An 18,782-nucleotide genomic window follows, 5' to 3' on the forward strand; every position below is an offset into this window, starting at 1 on the left:
TTTTTTTTGTAGAATGCCAACTTCATTACAAATTTTAAGGAGAAATCATGGGATTTAAAAAGAGTATAAAGACAAGTGTTTTATCATTGGCACTTATTTCTAGTATGGCTTATGCCGATGGATTAAAAGAGGAAAAAAGTGGTGGTTTTGTTGGTTTGCAGGCTGGGACTTCGCTTTTGCAACAGAAAAATGAGTATCATTGGAACAATCCATATAATAGAAATATTTCTAAATACAACTATACAACTGCAGCGTATGGTGTGCTTGGTGGTTATGAATATTGGTTTAGTAATAGTTTGGGTGCGCGTGGTTATGCACTCTTTAGTGGGGGCTAATTTCTATGTTATGCAATTTGGAGTTGGTGCTGATGTGATATATAACATTACAAATGTTGCTGATGGGAATCTAGGCGTTATAGCTGGTTTGCAATTAGGCGGTGTGTATTGGCTAAACTCATGGTATTGGTGGGGTAGCTCTAGTAATCAAAACTCACTAGCATTTGATATGGCATTAAATATTGGTGTGCGTTGGACTCAAAATGAGCATGTGATAGAAGTGCTTGGTAAGATTCCATTTATAGAGGCACATACTGGCACATATCTTTATAGTGATGGCGATAAAAACGAATATTATTCAAAAGAGACTTTCTCATTTGTTGCGCGTTATATGTATAGATTCTAGATTTATTATCTAACTTCACTTTTCGCCATGTTGTCATGGCATTTATCCTTATTTATGATTGCGTTGCTATTTTGTCAGATTATCAACGCAAGCTTTCCTTATCAAACAATAAAATGGCATAATAAACCTGCATTGCAATATACAATATATAGTGCATAAAATACACAAAATACATATTTACAATGCTTTTATGCTATAAAAAAGACAACTTTTTGTTTTTTGTGTATATCCGCAACTTTCCTATTATTACATATAGAATCTTAGTGAAATAAGTTTGGATTATATTTATTATATCAGCATAACAAACAAAGATTCTATACGCACCACAAATTAAACTAGCCTTAGGATTCCATGCAAAAAAACTTCATACAGAATCCACAAAGCATTTAGTTTCTACTCATACAACACAACATAAACATTCTGTGGTCCATGCACACCAAAGACGGTTTGTAACTCAATATCAGCTGTCCTGCTAGGTCCTGCTAGAAATACAATGTTTGTAGGTAGTCCAGAATTTTGTCCGCTAGTCTTTAGTATCTTAAATGCAGAAAAAAGATTTGGCACAATAGAATCTTTATGCAACAAAATAATGCAAGTCTTCACCACAAGAGAGGCTAATCTAGGGTTACATTCATTTGTCCCAAGCCCTACTATACCAAGATTTGCTACGCCGACTTGAGCATGTAGAATGCTTGCTTCAATGCTAAAAAGCTTATCACGCATAGAATCTACGCTTGTATCATACAGCAGGGTTTGTGTCTCTAAAGACTGCATAATAGAATCTGGCATATTTGCGATATTTTTCGCACAAAGCAATTCTTTAATGTCGCATTCTTTAATAATCTCATTAATGCTATTTACTAGAGAATCTTTTGTGGTTGTTATGAGGTGTGCCATATTTGCCTTTTGATACTGCGTATAGACAGAGAGTAGATTCTCTCTATCATATATCATTGTGTCAAAGTGTGTTGGCTTAACTGATTGTATAGGATTTGTGCGAGTTGCTTCTCTCACTGCTTGTAAAATGCTATCTCTACTCATAGATTACTCCTTTCATTTTCTTTACTTTTGCATGGAGATTCCCATTTAGTGTCGGTAACTCATGGTTTTGTAGCCATTTGCCAAGCATGCTTTTCTGCACGAATGAAAAAGGTGTTACATATCGCAATAATGGTGAGAAAATATGTATCATTTTAAAAGCCATACGCCATTTAAAGCCATTGGTAGCCGCTTTGCTAAACTGCTGCATCATTTTTTGCTCTTTAACATCTCTTTGTGTCTCATGATAGCCCACTATTTTCATACGCCCCTGCCCCACTCTCTCACTGCGTAAATCGCGTATGAGTTCAGCTAATGGAATCTTAACGGGGCATTTCTCACTGCAACGCCCACAAAGACTGCATAGATTTGTCATATATCCGCAATTATTTAGCCCAAAAATCTGTGGCGAAATGACTTCGCCAATAGGTCCGGGATAGGTTACAAGATAGGAGTGCCCCCCGATTTTATCATACACTGGGCAGTGATTAAGACATGTCCCACAGCGGATACAGCTTAGGGCTTTGTGAAAATGCGGCTCGGCTAGCATTTTTGATCGATTATTATCAAGCATGATGATATGCACTTCTTTTGGTCCATCAAGCTCTTTTTCTTTTCGTGGGCTTGAGACAATGTTGTTGTAGCAAGTAATTGGCGCACCAGTGGCAGAAGGCACAAGCAAGGTATCTAGCACACACGCATCTTCAAAGCTTTCTACAATCTTTTCAATACCACAAATGGCTACATGTATATCACATGCACTAGAACTCATACGCCCATTGCCTTCATTTTCAAGCAACCAAATAGCCCCTTCATTTGCAATGGCGAAATTCACACCTGTTAAGCCCATTTTAAAACTTTGAAACTGATTTCTCAAATGCACTCTTGCTATGCCATTTAACTCTTCTGGGACATTTGTAAAGCTTACTTTAAGATTCTCTTCAAAAATCTTTCCTATTTGATTGCGATTTTTATGAATCGCTGGGACTACTATATGCACCGGTGTCTCATCTATAAGCTGGATTATAAGCTCACCTAAGTCCGTTTCTACTGCTTTCACACCCTTTTCTTTCAAAAACGCATTTAAATGTATCTCTTCACTTGCCATAGATTTACCCTTAAGGATAGTATCTACATTTTTCTCTTTTGCAAGATTATAGATAATCTCATTTGCCTCTTTAGAATCTTTCGCCCAATGCACCTTTATGCCTTGTTTTGTAGCATTAGATTCAAACCTTTCTAAAAGCTCTGGCAAATTGCTTAATGCCCTTTGCTTAATCTGCCTACCAAGCTCACGCAGCCCCTCCCAATCATAATAGCGACTAGCAATTAGTCTTTTTCTATTTGCCTTTAAAGCGTCCATTGATGACTTGAGATTCGTGCGTAATTGAGAATCGCTTAAATGCGTAACGATAGAATCATGATAGTCTGTTGGTGAATGATATGTATTTGCACTCATCACATAACCTCTCTTTATATTAGAATCTTAAAATTAGAATCGTTTTGTATAAACATTCTAGCGACATTCTATGATTTTTCTTTTTATTTGCATGATTTTATGAATGTGAAATATAAAATAAGGAAAATTAGTAAAGTTTGGGGCATAATGAGATGGTAGGGTTAATCGAGATTTTTTGGATTTCGGAAAATTCGTGCGATTCAATAATTTATGCTTGGGGTTTATGCCTAAGTGATTATTATGCTAAGTGTAGCCAAATATCTAACATGATTTCTAAAAAGACAATTTGTCAGAAGTTCTCACAATCTATAAAGGGTTTCACCCACACCTGCAAACATGATAAAATTTTAGATTATGGGATTACACACTGCATACTGCATATATTTATTAAAGCAGAAAATACAACCCACCAAATTACAGCTAGACCTGACACCAATAAAACCCATCCTACTACTCCTCCAAAGTTTGCATAATCGCTTCTATATGTTCTGTAAGTCCTAAGAAAAGCACCACATCGCCTCTTTGTAAAATAAAATCAGAATCTACATCAATATTCCAAGTCTCGCCCCTACGCACAGCAACGATTTTTACATTATCTTCCTCTCGTATTGTGCCAACACTTCGCTTTACAAAATAGCTTGTTACAATAGCCTTGCATGCACGCATATTTGCACTTAGCTCAATCTCTTCGACATTAGATTCTGTGATTTCACTAAGCAATCGATTTGCCGCTTGTCTTTCTGCATATACCACTTCATCTACACCAAGCTTTTCTAGGATTGCTCCATGTGTGCTTGATATAGCTTTTGCGATGATTTTTTTATTATTTAACTCTTTTAATGCCATAACAGTGAGTATGCTTGCCTCAATATTTTCGCCTATGCTTACAATGACAATATCAAGTTCATTTACTCCAGCCTCTTTTAAAGCGATTTTATCCGTGCAATCGATAATATAAATCTGTTCTGCTTTATCGCGTAAATTAACAAAGCTAGATTCTGTATTATCACATAGAATCACATTTTCACCATTTTCCACAAGTCCAAGAGCTACATGATAGCCAAACTTACCAAGCCCTAGCACCGCGTAACTTTTTGCCATGATTTATCCTTTATAAAGATTCTAAATTAATACCTTCTCTTGCACATACTGCACATGCTTTGTCCTTGCCCCACCCATAAATATAAGCGTAAAAGCTAAGATTCCAATCTTACCAGAAATCATTAAAATCATAATAATAAGTAGTCCAATCGTATTAAAATCCGCACAAAGACTAAGGGAATCTCCATCGCCCATTGACATTCCGACGGTGCTAAATGCTGATACCACTTCAAATAAAAGTGGTAAAAAAGGAATGTTTGGCTCAAATATAGCCAGAAAAAAGGTTGCTACTGAAAGATAAACAAGGGCGATAATAAATACACAAAATGCCTTTGACACAATATCTTGCGGTATTGTGCGTCCAAAAATCGTAGTATTTTTTCTATTCTTAACAATAGCAATAGATAGGGCTACAAGCACCGCAAAGGTTGTAACCTTAATCCCAGCAGCAGTTCCCCCCGGTCCACCACCTATCATCATAAAAAAGATAGAAAAAAACATTGTCCGCTCTTCAAAACCGCTAATATCAAAGATATTAAAACCAGAAGTCCTATAATTTGTAGATACAAAAAAGGCATTCATAATCTTATCCCAAAATGGCACATTTTCTAGTGTTCTGGGATTTGACCACTCAAAAATAAGCACATTAATCATACCGCAAATAAGCAATAACACACTCATAACAAACACAATACGCGTATTAAGGCTTAATCGCATTCGGAGGGCTTTATGAGTAAATAAACGACTATAACGCACCTTTGCATAACAAAAATGTGAAAATTCCAGCGATGAAAGATAGCCAAAACCACCGATAATAATAAGCATAGGGATAACAAGATTCACGACAATATCTGCTTGGTAGGGCAATAAGCCATCTTTTAATATAGTAAATCCAGAGTTATTAAACGCAGAAATAGCATGAAAGATTCCAACCCACATGCCCTCTTTAGTATCGCCAAGCTGCCATACAAAATAAGGGCAAAGCAGGGACGCCCCGATTAACTCCACGATTAATACAAACACAATTGCTTTTAAAATCGCTTTATCAATGCCTTGCACAGAGTTATTATTAAGGTTATCAACGACATTTATTAAATCTTTTTCAGCAGCACTAAGCCTTTTGCCAATAAGTAAGAAAAGGATTCCAGCCATACTCATGTGTCCAAAGCCACCAAGCTGGATTAACACGCAAATAACAATCTGTCCATAAGTGGTAAAGTCAAGTCCTGTATTCTTTATAGCAAGTCCTGTGCAAGTCATCGCCGAAACACTTGTAAAAAGGGCTTCTAAAAAGCTCACATTCGTATGATACATAGGCGGCATACTTAGGATTAATGTCCCAAGCAAAATGACACCCAAATACCCTGCAAGTAAAACTTTGATACTCTGAATCTGCACTCTATTCCTTTTTCATCTTTGCTATGTGAATATGTGTAATCATCTTTAGTTTGTAGAATCTAAAACGCACATATTAGCATTTTTATGTAAAGAAATACATGCATGACTTATGTTTCCTTGCGATTTTATCGTATAATTACGCTTTACAAAATAAAAAGGAATACTATGGATTTACTTGATAAAGCAATGCGTGGTGATATAGCAGACCTTGATTCAATAACTCTTGCTAAACTTTATGATTATGATATTTATGAACTTGGGAATGCAGCATATTCAATACGAGAATCTTATTTTGATAGAAAGGTGTTTTTTAATATCAATCGCCATATAAATCCTACAAATATTTGTGCTGATGTGTGTAAATTTTGTGCGTTTTCAGCAAGTCGCAAGAATCCAAATCCATATAGCATGAGTATTGATGAGGTGGTAAATCTCTGTGTAAATGCCTATAATAATGGTGCAAAAGAGGTGCATATTGTAGCAGCACATCACCCAACGCATGAATATCAGCATTATTTAGATATGTTTCGTGCGGTAAAAGATTCTGTCCCACATATTCATGTAAAAGCTATGGGTGCAGCAGAGATTGACTATCTCACAAGAAAGTTTAATCTCCCTTTAGAGCAAGTCATAAATGATTTAATAGAATCTGGTGTTGATTCACTGCCCGGCGGTGGTGCAGAAATCTTTGATGAAAAGGTGAGAAAGACACTTTGTCATGGCAAGGCAAACGCAGATAGGTGGCTAGAGATACATAAACTATGGCATAAGCTTGGCAAAATGAGTAATGCGACTATGCTTTTTGGACATATTGAAGAGAGACATCACAGGATTGATCACATGCTTCGTTTAAGAGAGATTCAGACTTCATTAGAGCAAGCTAATAATAAACAAGGTGGCTTTAATGCTTTTATCCCCCTGCTTTATCAAAGGGATAATAACTTTTTAAAGGCAAAGGAAGCCCCAAGCGCACAAGAAATTCTAAAGACTATGGCGATTGCTAGAATCTTATTGCAAAATATCCCGCATTTAAAGGCTTACTGGGCGTCTCTCTCGTTTAACCTTGCTATTGTATCTCAAGAATTTGGTGCAGATGATATGGATGGGACAATCGAGTATGAGAGCATACAATCAGCCGCTGGGGCGAAAAGTCACAATGGCGTAAGCAAAGAAGAAATGATTTATCAAATAAAAGATGCAGGTTTTATACCTGTGGAGCGTGATAGCTTGTATAATGAGTTACAAAACTATAAGGAAGTATCATAATGTTATAATTTTAAATTCTATAACTTCGTTTATGAGTTGTGTTTGTGTAGTAATAAAGCTAGTTTGCATTATATTTAAGAGATAGATACTTATTTTTAATATAGAATATACACTTTAAATCTCACCTACACAATTCTTAGCTTATTAAAAAGTCTTTATATACGACTTTAACTTATACACTACGCGTGGTGGTTTATAGCTAAGTTTAAATAAGGCGCGTTTTATTTGTATATATGTGCGATAGAATGGCTTTAAGATTCTATAATGCAAGGGTATTACCCCCCCCCCCCATCGTTTGCTCTATGCGTGCCATCAGCATTTATGATTGTAGAATGCGAGGCAATGCTATCTTCTCCCACTATAAACGGCTTATAAATAATATTATCAACATGATGCAGGGCAACATGCTCCATATAAATATCAACAGGACTATCCCATATCTTTTGTGTGAGAAATGCTTTAGCTGCAAATGGCGTGAGATAATAGCCTAATGTGCCATTGGTATTTTTTAGTGAATAATGATAGTTTGAGTTATCAATTTTGTAAATGTATTTATCTCTAGATCTTGCAGAAGTAAAAAATCGCACAAATGAGAATCTCGTGCGTTTCATATCTTGCAAAGCAGACAAAAAATGCTCTTCAAAAAATATATTATCTTCAAGCACAATAATTGGCTCATCAAGTCGCACACACTCTTCCCAAAGGCTATAATGAGAAGCATAACATGCGATTTCATTATCAATTAAGATTCTACCATGCCACAAATAGCATAACATGGGATTAAACATTGCTTTATATTCTTTAAAACTCTCACTTTTAGAATCTATTGCATTAAAAAAGCTGTAGCTTAAATCTAGCTCTTTAAAAAGCGGATCTTTTTCTAGCAAGCTAAGCTTTTCTTGCATGTGTGCTTTTCTATCCTTCGATCTCTCTAAATTAATAATAAATATTTTCATATTCTAGCCTTTCATCATTTCTGTTTTACGCCAAAGTTATCCGCACGATCAAGCACTTGATTAATATTTGTATCAATCCATTCTGCTTGTAGCCATTCATTTGGATTTACAAAATGCCCTTGCACAAGTATCGCAAAAAAGAGACTAGTGGTAGTAGCAAAGCCACTAGCACCCATTTGCCCTATTTGCATGAGAGATTGCATATCTCTTGGTAATGTTGGGATTGCGTTTAAATAGCCATAAATTGAGCTTAGTCCTAACACATGATTTAATACCACGAGATTCCCATACGAGCCGATATTGCCCTTGAATGCTACTATACCATTATTACTATTAATTACGCGCATATCATTTTCAGCGATAAACTCTATACCATATCGCACAGAAGAGCCCACATGCTCTTTATGATACTTATATATATACTCATCGCCAAAACGACCAGATGTTTGTGCCTCTTTTATGGGGGCAAAGACATTTAATCTTGGTATATTGGATTCTATATTTGTTTGCTTTGATATTTGAAAAAAGTTCGCTATCCTTTGATTATCTTGATACCTGATCGTTTCGTTAAAAAACTGAAATTTTTCAATGTTTGTTGTTAAATCTTGGGGTATAACTACATTGTCTTCTAGTCTTTTAATAAGCGTTTGCAGACGAGAATCGCTTAGAAACATATTAAACTTTCTGCGTGGATAATTTACATTTGTAGCAATTGGAATCTGAATCTTTGTTTCATTCATCGCACTATCAATAACTTGTATTGTGCCATCAAAAAATGTATTTTTAATAGGCCATGCAATAAGTGAGAGATAGACTATTTTTCCCTGCTTATTCTTAAAAGGATAGGCTTCAAACTCATCATGCCCATTGCTTACTATCACCTTATCTATGAGAGAATCTTTTGTCTTATCATAAAGCCATAGTTGCTGAATGCTAAAGGCAATGAGCGCACTTCCACCATACATGATTTGCTTTGAAGCAGCGATAACTTGCACTTGTGGTGTGCTTTTATTGATTATGAAATGTTTTGTAAGCTTTGTTTCATTCCCACGAAAAAAGTTTGAATTGCTCCAGTCTCTCACACTCACATGATAAAAGACTTCATCGCCATCGGCTAGATTTGGAATCTTTGGCAATGCGATATTTAGCTCTTCTGTCTTTTTAAGCAGCACTTCACTCTCTTCAACCAACACCTTGCCATCTTTATCCGTAATACTTACATGATATGAAGCAAGACCGCTTGAATCATAGGCATTTAAATGAATGGTGTTTTCAGGGTTAAAAAATGAAGTGTGAATGTGATGCAATACTTTATTATTCTCTTTTAATACATAGAGTTCTAGATTTGGCGGGATTCTCTCAAAGCTTGAAGTATGCAGTAAAAGAAAAATGGAGATAAAGATAACACAACTCATTCCCGCCAAAACCAATCGTCTCATACACCACCCCCAATAATACCATAATATCCAAGCACCTTATTTAAAGTTGCGATAATAGAAGCTAGATAAATAATAACCAAGATTCTATGATGTATTTGTGCGTTCATACTATCAATTAGTCTTGTGCCTATTACCACCCCAACAAGAGAAAAAGCCCCAAGCAAAAGTCCAGCATATAGCACACTATCTGTTATAACACCATGCCTTACAAATGAAAATGTCCCACTCAATGCTGCACACATAATAAAAAAAAGTGAAAGTGGGACAATCTTTTTTGTATCAAATCCCAGAAAATACATGAGTAAAGGCACAAGCATAACACCACCGCCAATGCCTAAAGAAATCGCAAATACACCAGTCAAACTCCCGATTATAACAAGTATGCCCCTTTGCTTTGCTTTTGTGAGACTTACTTTTTGTGGCGTTTTTTTCACACTAAAAAGGAATTTATAGAATGTAAAAAGGCTAACGCAAAGAAAGATTAAAGCTAAATGTTTTTCTGCGATATACATAAGCACAACACCACTAAATGCCGCACCAATAAAGCCACCTATCCCCAAAAATATCGCAGAATCTAAACACAAATTTTTCTTTTTGAAAATATTTATAGCACTCCCAAACACTGATGAAAAAATCATTTGCATAACAGAAATGCCAACCGCATCATGTGTAGAAAAGCTAAATTCAGGTAAAAGATAATGCAAATACAGCATACAAGGGACGATAATCATACCTCCACCAATACCAAATAAAGCAGAAATGCTACCGGTGATAATCCCAAGTATCGCTAAACACACAATTTCCATAATGCCAAACTTTATTTAAAATCAAGGCAAAATTATAACAAAAAACATAAAAAAAGCAGTGATTTTGTGGTATCGCAAGACTTATTTCATAAAGATCTGTTGAGGTGATATTTACTATGAGTAAACAAGTTGTATAGATCGTTTGATTTGGGCTATAAAAGAACAGGTTTTTTGAATCTCACTGAATTTATGCGCTTATTCATTAGATTAACATTGGCTACAATATAGATTAAACAATTGCAAGAGAATGTTTTGGCGGTATTATGACAAAGTTTTTGATACTCTTGAAAAAATATGATATTTTCCTATCCACCCTTACTGCAAAAATAGCAGATTGTAGTAAGGGTGGCTTTGGGAATCGCAGTTAAGTAATATCCCGCGGAAGCTTATATATCTCAAATACAAGAGAATCCAAGTGTAAAAAAATAAGGTTTTAATCTATATTTCAATCTCAGTTTATTTTAGCTGGCACAAAATCATTACCCCATTATTAAAAGCTACTCCACCAAAGCAATCATTTGCGAAAAGTTTTTAGCACAAAGACTTGCACCGCCTATTAATACACCATCAGAAATAGAGCAAATACTAGTGATATTATCCTTATTCACACTGCCCCCATATAATGCTTTTTTAACACCTAAATCCTTTAATATTTGCATAATATTTGCAATCTCTTCAAGACTTGGCGTTTTTCCGCTGCCTATTGCCCAAATAGGTTCATAGGCTATCGTTAATAGCGGATAGGATAGGTCAATATGTTGTAGTTGAGATTCTAAAAAATCCCTAACACAAGGCACACCAGAATCCTCCCCAATACATAGCATAATACGCATATTTTCCTGCATGAAAAACTCAAACTTTTCTTTTATCTTAGCATTATTCTCGCCTAAAATTTGCCGTCTCTCACTATGCCCCAACATAATATGCTTAATCTTTAAGGCATTAAGCACCTCTTGTCCTATCTCGCCCGTAAAAGCACCATTTTGAATAGGATAAGCATTCTGTGCGCCAATCTCAAAATGCGTATATATATTATCTGTTAGACTTGCTTGATTTGGAAACACGATAATATTGTGTTTTTTGGCATTTTGCAAAGATTGGAGTTCTGTTTGCAAAAGAGATAGATATGCTAATGTGCTTTGTGGAGTGTGATTTGCCTTGAGATTTGCAGCAATTGTTTTCATTTATATGCCTTTCATTAATCTTGTGTAGAATTATATATTTTACAATACATTACACTTAATGTATTCTTAGGATTTAAAAACTAAACTATTTGACACTAACACCTATCTCTCGCAAACTCATTGTCAAAAAACTACCAAATATTAAATTTCTCTCGCAACTTATCAGTCTTAAAACAACCATATCTATTGTATTTACACACAAATTCTGCAATATTAATAGCTTTTCTTGGATTTTTTCGTATCATACCAAACCCATTCTCATATATCTCAATTGCGAACATACAAGACGCCAATGTTTTTTCTTTGTAGCACTTCTCTTACTTCTCTTCTGGACTATTGGAAGCAGATTGTGCAAAACACAGCGTCAAACCTACAGTCAAGAAACAAAAAAATATTTTCTGCATCATAATCTCTCTCCTTGCGTTTTGTTTATATGTTAGGCAACAAATGATATTACTAACACTCACCTCTTACAAACTTATTAATACGCACAAAGCCCTCTTTAATCTGTGCTAAATCACAAGCAAAGCTCATACGCACAAAGCCATCCATGCCAAATGCACTTCCCGGGACTAATGCAACGCCGACTTTTTCAAGCAATGCTTTGCAAAACTCCATACTATTACCATTGTGTCCCTTTACATTGTTTATATTAATAAAAAGATAGAATGCACCATCAGGCTTTACAACGCTAATGCCGGGTATCTCATCAATTAGCCCACATGCAATATCCCTGCGTTCTTTAAACGCCTCTCGCATAGATTCAATATCAGCGTCCGCACTGCCATCAAGGGCTACAATTGCGGCTTTTTGCGTGATGGAGTTAATATTTGAAGTGCATTGACTTTGTAGGTTATCCATAAGCTTGATTAACTTTTGATCTTTACATGCTGCATAGCCCATACGCCAACCAGTCATTGCCACAGATTTACTTAAGCCATTAATTGTAATCGTCTTTTGCATAATGGAATCATTAAGCGAAGCAATGCTTACAAAAGCGCCATCATAGACTAATTTTTCATACATTTCATCACTGATAATCCACAGATTATGTTTCAAAGCAACTTCAATAACTGACTCTAACTCTTCTTTCGTGTAGATCATGCCAGTGGGATTCGATGGGCTTGTAAGCACAATAGCCTTAGTCTTTGGCGTAATAGCCCTTTCAAAATCAATACCTCTTGCCTTAAAACCATATTCTTCTTTTGTTTCTACAAATACAGGCTTTCCGCCACTATATGTAACTAATTCAGGGTAAGTTACCCAATACGGAGTAGGTATAAGCACTTCATCACCCTCATCAATGATTGCTTGAAATGCGTTAAATAGCGATTGCTTTGCACCATTGCTTACAATGATTTCTTTTGGATCATATTCTAGATTATTATCTCTTTTTAGCTTTTGTGAAATAGCCTTTAAAAGCTCAGGGATACCAGCAACCGCAGTATATTTTGTAAAACCGCAGTTTAACGCCCTTATCGCTTCTTCCTTAATCACTTTAGGTGTGTCAAAGTCAGGCTCTCCAGCACTAAAACTCAATACATCTTTACCTTCTGCTTGCAGTTTTCTTGCTAGACTTGCTACTGCGATTGTGGCAGATTCACTAAGGCTTAAGATCCTCTTAGAATATTGTTGCATTACAACTCCTTATCACATTAAAAGATACAAAATGGTAGCAAAATATTTTCAATTATAAATATAAACGCACATTTAATTTCTCATCTAAAAATAATGAGATGAAAAAACTTAACATTTTGTTTTCATTTGTCATTAAACTAACGGCTATTTTATCTCTCTCTGAAAGCTTTAAGAAAAAACCTACAAGACAATCAGGCAAAGGATGAGAGTCAGCAAACTTTACCTCTAGCTCATCAAAAGCCTTTTCTTTCAAATGCTCTATTTCGCTCACACCTACAATATCAAATAAATCTGCCTTAAATGCTTTAAAAGATTCATAGTCTCTAATAACACCAGTACAAGTAAGACTAAGCTTTCTCCCCTCTAATTCACCCTCGAGTGTAAATCCCATATTCATAGCAACATTTCCTTAAGTTTAATATTTGTTTTTTCATAATGTTATAGCCAGAATCTGAATTAATCGCAAAAAAGATTCTAAACTTATATCATTAAATTTAAACGCCGCTAAGACATACGCGAAAAATGCTCTATTGCCTTTGCTAGCTCATCAAGACTTGTATCAGAATCTCCATGCTTTATAGCATCTTTCATACAATGTGTTACATGCCCCTCTAAGACGATTTGCCCAACTTTATGTAATGCACTTTTAGCGGCATTGATTTGTATTAAAATATCCACACATGCTACCTCATCATCTACCATTTTATCAATCGCATTCAATTGCCCTATGATTTTTTTCAATCTTCTATGTATGTTTTTTGCATTTTCTTGCTCCATTAAAATCCTTATAATCAATCTTAAATCTTTGACTTAATGCACTTTATTTTATGCTATTATAATATTTTATTTGCATAATCGCAATTTTTCTATTAAATATTAGAATCTTCTTTAATAGATTTGGGGAATGGCATGAAAAAGACTAGCATTATCTTGTTTTTATTGTTTCAAATAGCACTTGGCATAGATATATCTAATATTACTAAGCATTGCAATAAAGGCAATATGACAGCTTGTTCTATACTTGGCGATATGTATTATGTAGCTGATAATGTGCCACAAGATTATGCAAAAGCACAAAAATTTTGGCGTAAAGCATGTCATGCAAGAGAAATGAATGCGTGTTATAACTTAGGTGTATTATATCAAGAGGGGCAAGGCGTATCACAGGATTATAAACAATCTCTTGATTTATACACACAGGCTTGTAATGTCGATCATGCTGCTGCTTGTCTTAATCTTGGCTATTTGTATATGGGTGGCTTGGGTGTAGAAAAAGATGAAAAGAAAGCGCGTGATTTATATATAAAGTCATGTGATGGTAAAAAGGCAGAGGGCTGTTATAGCTTAGGGAATCTCTACTTTTATGGTAAAGGTGGGGATAGAGACTATGAGAAGGCAGCAGATCTTTATGCAAAAGCATGTGAATATGGGCACGATGATGCATGTGATAATCTTGGCGTAATGTATGCAAAGGGCGAGGGCATTGCAAAAGATTATGATAAAGCAAGGGAGTTTTTTACCAAAGTGTGTGCGGATAATAGGGCTGGGGCGTGCTATAATCTTGGAATCTTGTTTGATTATGGCTATGGTGTGGAACAAAGCTATCCGGAAGCAATTAGACTTTATACTAAAGCATGTGATATGCACCATATCAAGGCTTGTTATAGCTTAGGGATTATGTATAATAAGGGCGATGGTGTGAATATTGACTATCCAAAAGCATTGGGGCTTTATCTTAAGTCATGCAATATGGGGCATTCTAATGCGTGTTATAATATTGGGGCTATGTATTATGATGGCATGGGTGTGCGGCGTGATACTCAAGTAGCAGGTGACTATTTTAGTAAAGCGTGTAAATTCGGCGATAAGAAGTCGTGTGATATGCGGTAGGTTGCATTCAAAGTCGTTTTTATATTACAGCGTAAATATCACACATTAAAAAAATCATCTAAGATCTTAGCATGTAAAACCGCTTCAAATTCAATAATTTCGTATTCAGCAACATTATTGATACAAAATGGATCATTTTTAGCAAATGCGAGTGCAGAATCTTTACTTTCAAATCTACCTATAATCAATCCACCATCTTTTGGATTGCGAGGACCCGAAGCAAGAAGCATATTGGAATCATAGCCTAACTTTAAATATGCTCTATGCTCTGCTAAAAATTTTTCTACCTCACTAAAAGGCTTTGTATAATTTACTTTACAAACAAATAATGTATTCATTGTCATTTCCTTTCTATCGAGTTTATATATTGTAATTACAAAATATCAAGATTCTAAAATTTCCATCTTTATAATGTTTAAAACCTTGTTATATAAAAGTATAGTTTCTAGAATTTACTGCCTGTTATATTTGCAAGTGTGAGTAAATTTGTATAGAGTATATGAGTATTAAATAATTCTCTCCTTTAGAATCTATGCTAAAAGTCTTGCTATCGCTTGGCACTAATAAATAGAATCTCTTGCTTTGTGGTAGGCGAAAAATTTTAAAAGTGCAGTTTCTAAATATTCTTACCTTAAACCTCACACCCCCTCAAATATAACAATATAACAAATATTCTAAAATCCCTTACTCCACATCAATAAGCGAAAAAACATGAGTTTTAGATTCTATCTCTTTTCTTTCTTTATTCTCTGCAAATTCAAGTAGATTTACAAGGCAGCATAGCTCAATACATTTTGCTTCAAGTTTTGAGATAAGTTTTAATGCCGCACAAGCTGTGCCACCCGTTGCCATTAAGTCATCAACAAGAATAACATTAACACCTTTTAAGCCTGAAAAGGCATCTTCTTTTATCTCCATAGAATCTTTTCCATATTCAAGTGAATAGGTTTGTGAAAGCACTTTGCCGGGTAATTTACCCTTTTTTCTAATCGGCACAAATCCAGCATTCAGCGCAAAAGCTAGGGCAGAGGCTATCATAAAGCCCCTTGCTTCAATGCCGATGACATACTCCACTTTATAGGCTTGGTATCTGTGTGCTAACATTTGTATGTATTCATTAAAAAGTTTGCCATTATGCAAAAATGTCGTAATGTCTTTAAATAAGATTCCCTTTTTTGGAAAGTCTGGCACATCTGTGATTGCTTGCTCGATTTCTTCACGCAATGTGGGCTTGTGTTTTGCCATTTTCACTTCAGTTTGGTTTGCAGAATCTTCTAGCATTAAGTCTTCTTCGCTAAAAGCATTAATGGGCTTTTCAATCTCATTGGTCTTTTTTCTTACCATACTTAATCCCTTTGTAAAATTTAGTCTAAAAAACATCACACTATCCCTATGTAAAGATTATAAGAGTGCTTCTATCTTTTGCTCTAAATCTTTAATTCGACTTTTATAGTTATCCGTTTCTATACGATATTGTGAGTTTCTTTGCTTGAGTGTTTTAACCTCACTTTTCAAAGAGTTAAGCTCTTTTGTCAATATATCAATATTACCTAATGCCCTTTGGAGTGAAAGCTGATGCTTTTGTATTAAAACCTCTGTTTCTACAAGAGTATATTTCATGTGTGAAGATTCTTTTCTCTCTTTTTGTGCTATGCTTTTATAGTAAAAAGCCGCTACAACCATGAATAAAACAAAGAGAATAAAAATAGTCAGTCCAAACCAAGCAACTACATCACCCATATTAATCCTTTGTATTTGTGAGTTTTTCCACTCTTATTGCATGTCTGCCGCCCTCAAAAGTCTCGTTTAAAAACACTTCTATAACAGCTTCAGCAACACCTGCTCCAATCACCCTTTCCCCCAAACATAGCACATTTGCGTTATTATGCTTTCTTGCGACAGCAGCCATATAGGGATCAAAACATAGGGCAGCACGGATAGCTCTATGCCTATTAGCAGCAATACTCATTCCAATTCCACTACCACAAATGAGTATCCCGCGACTATTTTCAATATCTTTTAGCATTTCTTGGCACACAGCCTCTGCCATATCGGGATAATCCACACTATCATTAACATGCACGCCTAAGTCCTTAAAAGCAATATTGTGTTCTTTACAATACTTTGTCGCCACTTGCTTTATCTTTATCCCTGCATGATCACTTGCTATGAATAACATAATTTTCCTTTTATCAAAGTTTTAGAAAGAATAAGAGCGTATTTTTCATAATCCATAATATTGCTTCATTTGTCGGCGGAAACAATAAAATGATAATGAGTAGAATCATACCATATTTTTCAACATTATTATACAATCTTGCAAAGAAGCTATTATTGAAATAAAGTCCTATATATGCTAGGATTAATGCACCATTAAGCGGTGGAATAGGCAATAGATTAAAGACTGCAAGCATCACATTTACTTGCAAGAAAATGAAAAAGAATTGCATAATAAGACCACCACTTTGCATAAGTCCTAAATCTATGCCAAATCGCAAAATAACCACACAGCACAATGCAACAAGAAAATTAAAAAATGTCCCAGATAATGCGACATAAAGACAGCCTTTATAGCCCGTTTTTTCTTTAATATTTTCATAATTTATCGGCATAGGCTTTGCATACCCAAATATGAAATTTGCCCCTACAATAATTAATGTAAATGGAATGATAAAAGTGCCAAATAAATCAATATGTTTCAAGGGGTTAAGGGTTATGCGGTTAGAAACTCTAGGCGTTTCATCACCATAACGCAATGCCATTAAACCAGATAGAATCTCCCTGCCAACTGCAGAAAATAATAATGCAACGACATAAAAACTAATAGTTATTCCAACTTCAGTTATATCTAAATCGTCCATACTAATCCTTAAAACTACCTTGAAACACTACACATATTAAAATCTATCTAAAGATTATAAGGTCTAATTTCACCTTCAAATTTCTGTGCATCTTTTTGTAAAGTTTCTATACCCTTAAACATTCTTTTCCATCGCACCTTATAGCGATTGATAGGATTGCTTGCTTCTGATTCTATACTATCAGTCAAAGTTATGCTAAAGTAAGTAAACCAAGGCTGCCCTACAATGCGACTATAATCTACCACGCCCCAGAATCTAGAATCTTCGCTATTATCGCGATTATCCCCAACCATGAAAAAGCAATCTTCATCAATTTTTTTATAAAAGAACTCTTCCCCATTATCATTTTTAATATCCATAGCTACGCCATGATTATTTGGCAAAGTATTATTTGTTCCACCCTTATCTGCACGAATACGCATCACCTCATAACTTTGAAAAGGCTCTGTCCTATAATCTTTTTCTCCATAATGAATCCCAACATATTCTCTAGCATACGGCTCTTTTACATACCTTTCATTTAGAAACTCTTTTGTTTCATAGTCTTTAAAATGCGTATCAATATAGGAATCTCCCTCAAATGGTCGCAAATACATGCCATCTTTTGCAAATATCACTTTATCACCACCGATCGCAAAATTTCTCTTTACATAATATGTCTTATCATCGCCGGGTGGATTAAATACGACTATATCCCCCCTTTTTGGTCTATCCCCCTCGATTAAATGCCTATTGCCGTGAAAATCTGGAAGTATTGGTATCTCAAGCCATGGAATCTTTGGTATTGTGATTCCATACGAGTATTTTTTTACAAACATCATATCGCCCTCATACAGCGAGCCAACCATCGAGCGACTAGGGATAATAAAGCCTTGTGCTACAAAAAACACTAAACATAATACAATTACAATCGCACCAGTCCAACTTGAAACAAAATTGCTAATCCATCTTAGAATCTTCATATACACCCTTATTCAAAAAAGTTTTAGAGAAACTATACAAAAGTGCAATTCTACTATTAAATACTTAATATTTAGATTTTCCATTTGTATTCAATATATCTTA

The 18,782-nt window shown here is 35.2% G+C and carries 21 protein-coding genes; 4 read left to right on the top strand and 17 right to left on the bottom strand.

The genetic code is table 11. The features are described from left to right. Positions 1–47 precede the first annotated feature (47 nt). Both T368_RS16620 and T368_RS16625 read left to right on the top strand, forming a co-directional pair. Positions 48–335: a hypothetical protein gene (locus T368_RS16620; RefSeq protein WP_004084039.1), complete on the top strand. Its 288-nt coding sequence runs from the start codon at positions 48–50 to the stop codon at positions 333–335. Further along, entirely contained in the window at positions 313–681 is a 369-nt protein-coding gene (locus T368_RS16625; RefSeq protein WP_027338308.1) for an outer membrane beta-barrel protein, read from the top strand. Before T368_RS16620 ends, T368_RS16625 begins: the two co-directional genes overlap by 23 nt. Positions 682–1,074: 393 nt before the next feature. Here the strand turns inward: T368_RS16625 and T368_RS0105250 are convergent, their stop codons facing one another. The 4 genes from T368_RS0105250 to T368_RS0105270 form a co-directional block, all read right to left on the bottom strand. Next, entirely contained in the window at positions 1,075–1,722 is a 648-nt protein-coding gene (locus T368_RS0105250) for a LutC/YkgG family protein (RefSeq protein ID WP_004084981.1), read from the bottom strand. After that, positions 1,715–3,178 (bottom strand): LutB/LldF family L-lactate oxidation iron-sulfur protein, encoded by a 1,464-nt coding sequence (locus tag T368_RS0105255; protein WP_004084983.1) that lies wholly within the window; start codon positions 3,176–3,178, stop codon positions 1,715–1,717. The genes T368_RS0105250 and T368_RS0105255 overlap by 8 nt, the downstream gene beginning before the upstream one ends. 450 nt (positions 3,179–3,628) lie before the next feature. Next, positions 3,629–4,279: a potassium channel family protein gene (locus T368_RS0105265; protein ID WP_004084985.1), complete on the bottom strand. Its 651-nt coding sequence runs from the start codon at positions 4,277–4,279 to the stop codon at positions 3,629–3,631. A gap of 21 nt (positions 4,280–4,300) precedes the next feature. Continuing rightward, positions 4,301–5,677 carry a potassium transporter TrkG gene (locus T368_RS0105270; RefSeq protein WP_004084987.1) on the bottom strand — a complete coding sequence of 459 codons (1,377 nt, stop codon included), beginning with the start codon at positions 5,675–5,677 and terminating at the stop codon, positions 4,301–4,303. A 165-nt stretch (positions 5,678–5,842) separates the two neighbouring features. Here T368_RS0105270 and mqnE point away from each other — a divergent pair, with 165 nt between their 5' ends. Beyond that, complete coding sequence (gene mqnE / locus T368_RS0105275; protein WP_004084989.1) at positions 5,843–6,943, top strand: aminofutalosine synthase MqnE; 1,101 nt, start codon at positions 5,843–5,845, stop codon at positions 6,941–6,943. 275 nt (positions 6,944–7,218) lie between these two features. Here mqnE and T368_RS13340 read toward each other — a convergent pair whose 3' ends face one another. From T368_RS13340 to T368_RS0105315, 7 genes are all read right to left on the bottom strand, one after another. Beyond that, positions 7,219–7,899: a glycosyltransferase family 25 protein gene (locus tag T368_RS13340; protein WP_004087356.1), complete on the bottom strand. Its 681-nt coding sequence runs from the start codon at positions 7,897–7,899 to the stop codon at positions 7,219–7,221. 14 nt (positions 7,900–7,913) lie between these two features. Beyond that, complete coding sequence (locus tag T368_RS0105285) at positions 7,914–9,338, bottom strand: M23 family metallopeptidase (protein ID WP_004087354.1); 1,425 nt, start codon at positions 9,336–9,338, stop codon at positions 7,914–7,916. Continuing rightward, positions 9,335–10,144, bottom strand: a complete 810-nt coding sequence (locus tag T368_RS0105290; RefSeq protein WP_004087351.1) for a sulfite exporter TauE/SafE family protein — start codon at positions 10,142–10,144, stop codon at positions 9,335–9,337. The genes T368_RS0105285 and T368_RS0105290 overlap by 4 nt, the downstream gene beginning before the upstream one ends. A gap of 497 nt (positions 10,145–10,641) precedes the next feature. After that, a complete protein-coding gene (locus tag T368_RS0105295) occupies positions 10,642–11,328 on the bottom strand; it encodes a triose-phosphate isomerase (protein WP_004087350.1) in 687 nt (228 codons plus the stop codon). Positions 11,329–11,784: 456 nt separating this feature from the next. After that, positions 11,785–12,966, bottom strand: a complete 1,182-nt coding sequence (locus T368_RS0105305; RefSeq protein WP_004087349.1) for a pyridoxal phosphate-dependent aminotransferase — start codon at positions 12,964–12,966, stop codon at positions 11,785–11,787. Positions 12,967–13,018: 52 nt separating this feature from the next. After that, positions 13,019–13,357, bottom strand: a complete 339-nt coding sequence (locus T368_RS0105310; RefSeq protein ID WP_223808369.1) for a hypothetical protein — start codon at positions 13,355–13,357, stop codon at positions 13,019–13,021. Between the two features lie 113 nt (positions 13,358–13,470). After that, on the bottom strand, positions 13,471–13,743 hold the full coding sequence (locus T368_RS0105315; RefSeq protein WP_004087347.1) for a metal-sensing transcriptional repressor: 273 nt from the start codon (positions 13,741–13,743) through the stop codon (positions 13,471–13,473). Between the two features lie 132 nt (positions 13,744–13,875). Between T368_RS0105315 and T368_RS0105320 the strand changes: the two genes are divergently transcribed. Continuing rightward, complete coding sequence (locus tag T368_RS0105320) at positions 13,876–14,856, top strand: SEL1-like repeat protein (RefSeq protein ID WP_004087346.1); 981 nt, start codon at positions 13,876–13,878, stop codon at positions 14,854–14,856. Between the two features lie 38 nt (positions 14,857–14,894). Here the strand turns inward: T368_RS0105320 and T368_RS0105325 are convergent, their stop codons facing one another. The 6 genes from T368_RS0105325 to lepB form a co-directional block, all read right to left on the bottom strand. Next, positions 14,895–15,194: a YciI family protein gene (locus T368_RS0105325; RefSeq protein WP_004087345.1), complete on the bottom strand. Its 300-nt coding sequence runs from the start codon at positions 15,192–15,194 to the stop codon at positions 14,895–14,897. A 346-nt stretch (positions 15,195–15,540) separates the two neighbouring features. Continuing rightward, positions 15,541–16,101: an adenine phosphoribosyltransferase gene (gene apt, locus T368_RS0105330; protein ID WP_034564335.1), complete on the bottom strand. Its 561-nt coding sequence runs from the start codon at positions 16,099–16,101 to the stop codon at positions 15,541–15,543. A gap of 156 nt (positions 16,102–16,257) precedes the next feature. Then, positions 16,258–16,596, bottom strand: a complete 339-nt coding sequence (locus tag T368_RS0105335) for a hypothetical protein (protein WP_004087343.1) — start codon at positions 16,594–16,596, stop codon at positions 16,258–16,260. 1 nt (position 16,597) lies between these two features. Continuing rightward, entirely contained in the window at positions 16,598–17,035 is a 438-nt protein-coding gene (gene rpiB / locus T368_RS0105340) for a ribose 5-phosphate isomerase B (RefSeq protein WP_004087342.1), read from the bottom strand. A 13-nt stretch (positions 17,036–17,048) separates the two neighbouring features. Next, a complete protein-coding gene (locus T368_RS0105345) occupies positions 17,049–17,717 on the bottom strand; it encodes a site-2 protease family protein (RefSeq protein ID WP_004087341.1) in 669 nt (222 codons plus the stop codon). A 47-nt stretch (positions 17,718–17,764) separates the two neighbouring features. After that, positions 17,765–18,679 (bottom strand): signal peptidase I, encoded by a 915-nt coding sequence (gene lepB, locus T368_RS0105350; RefSeq protein ID WP_004087340.1) that lies wholly within the window; start codon positions 18,677–18,679, stop codon positions 17,765–17,767. Positions 18,680–18,782: the final 103 nt, after the last annotated feature.

It is taken from the genome of Helicobacter bilis ATCC 51630 (assembly GCF_000686565.1).
In the GTDB taxonomy this organism is placed as follows: Bacteria; Campylobacterota; Campylobacteria; order Campylobacterales; family Helicobacteraceae; genus Helicobacter_A; species Helicobacter_A bilis.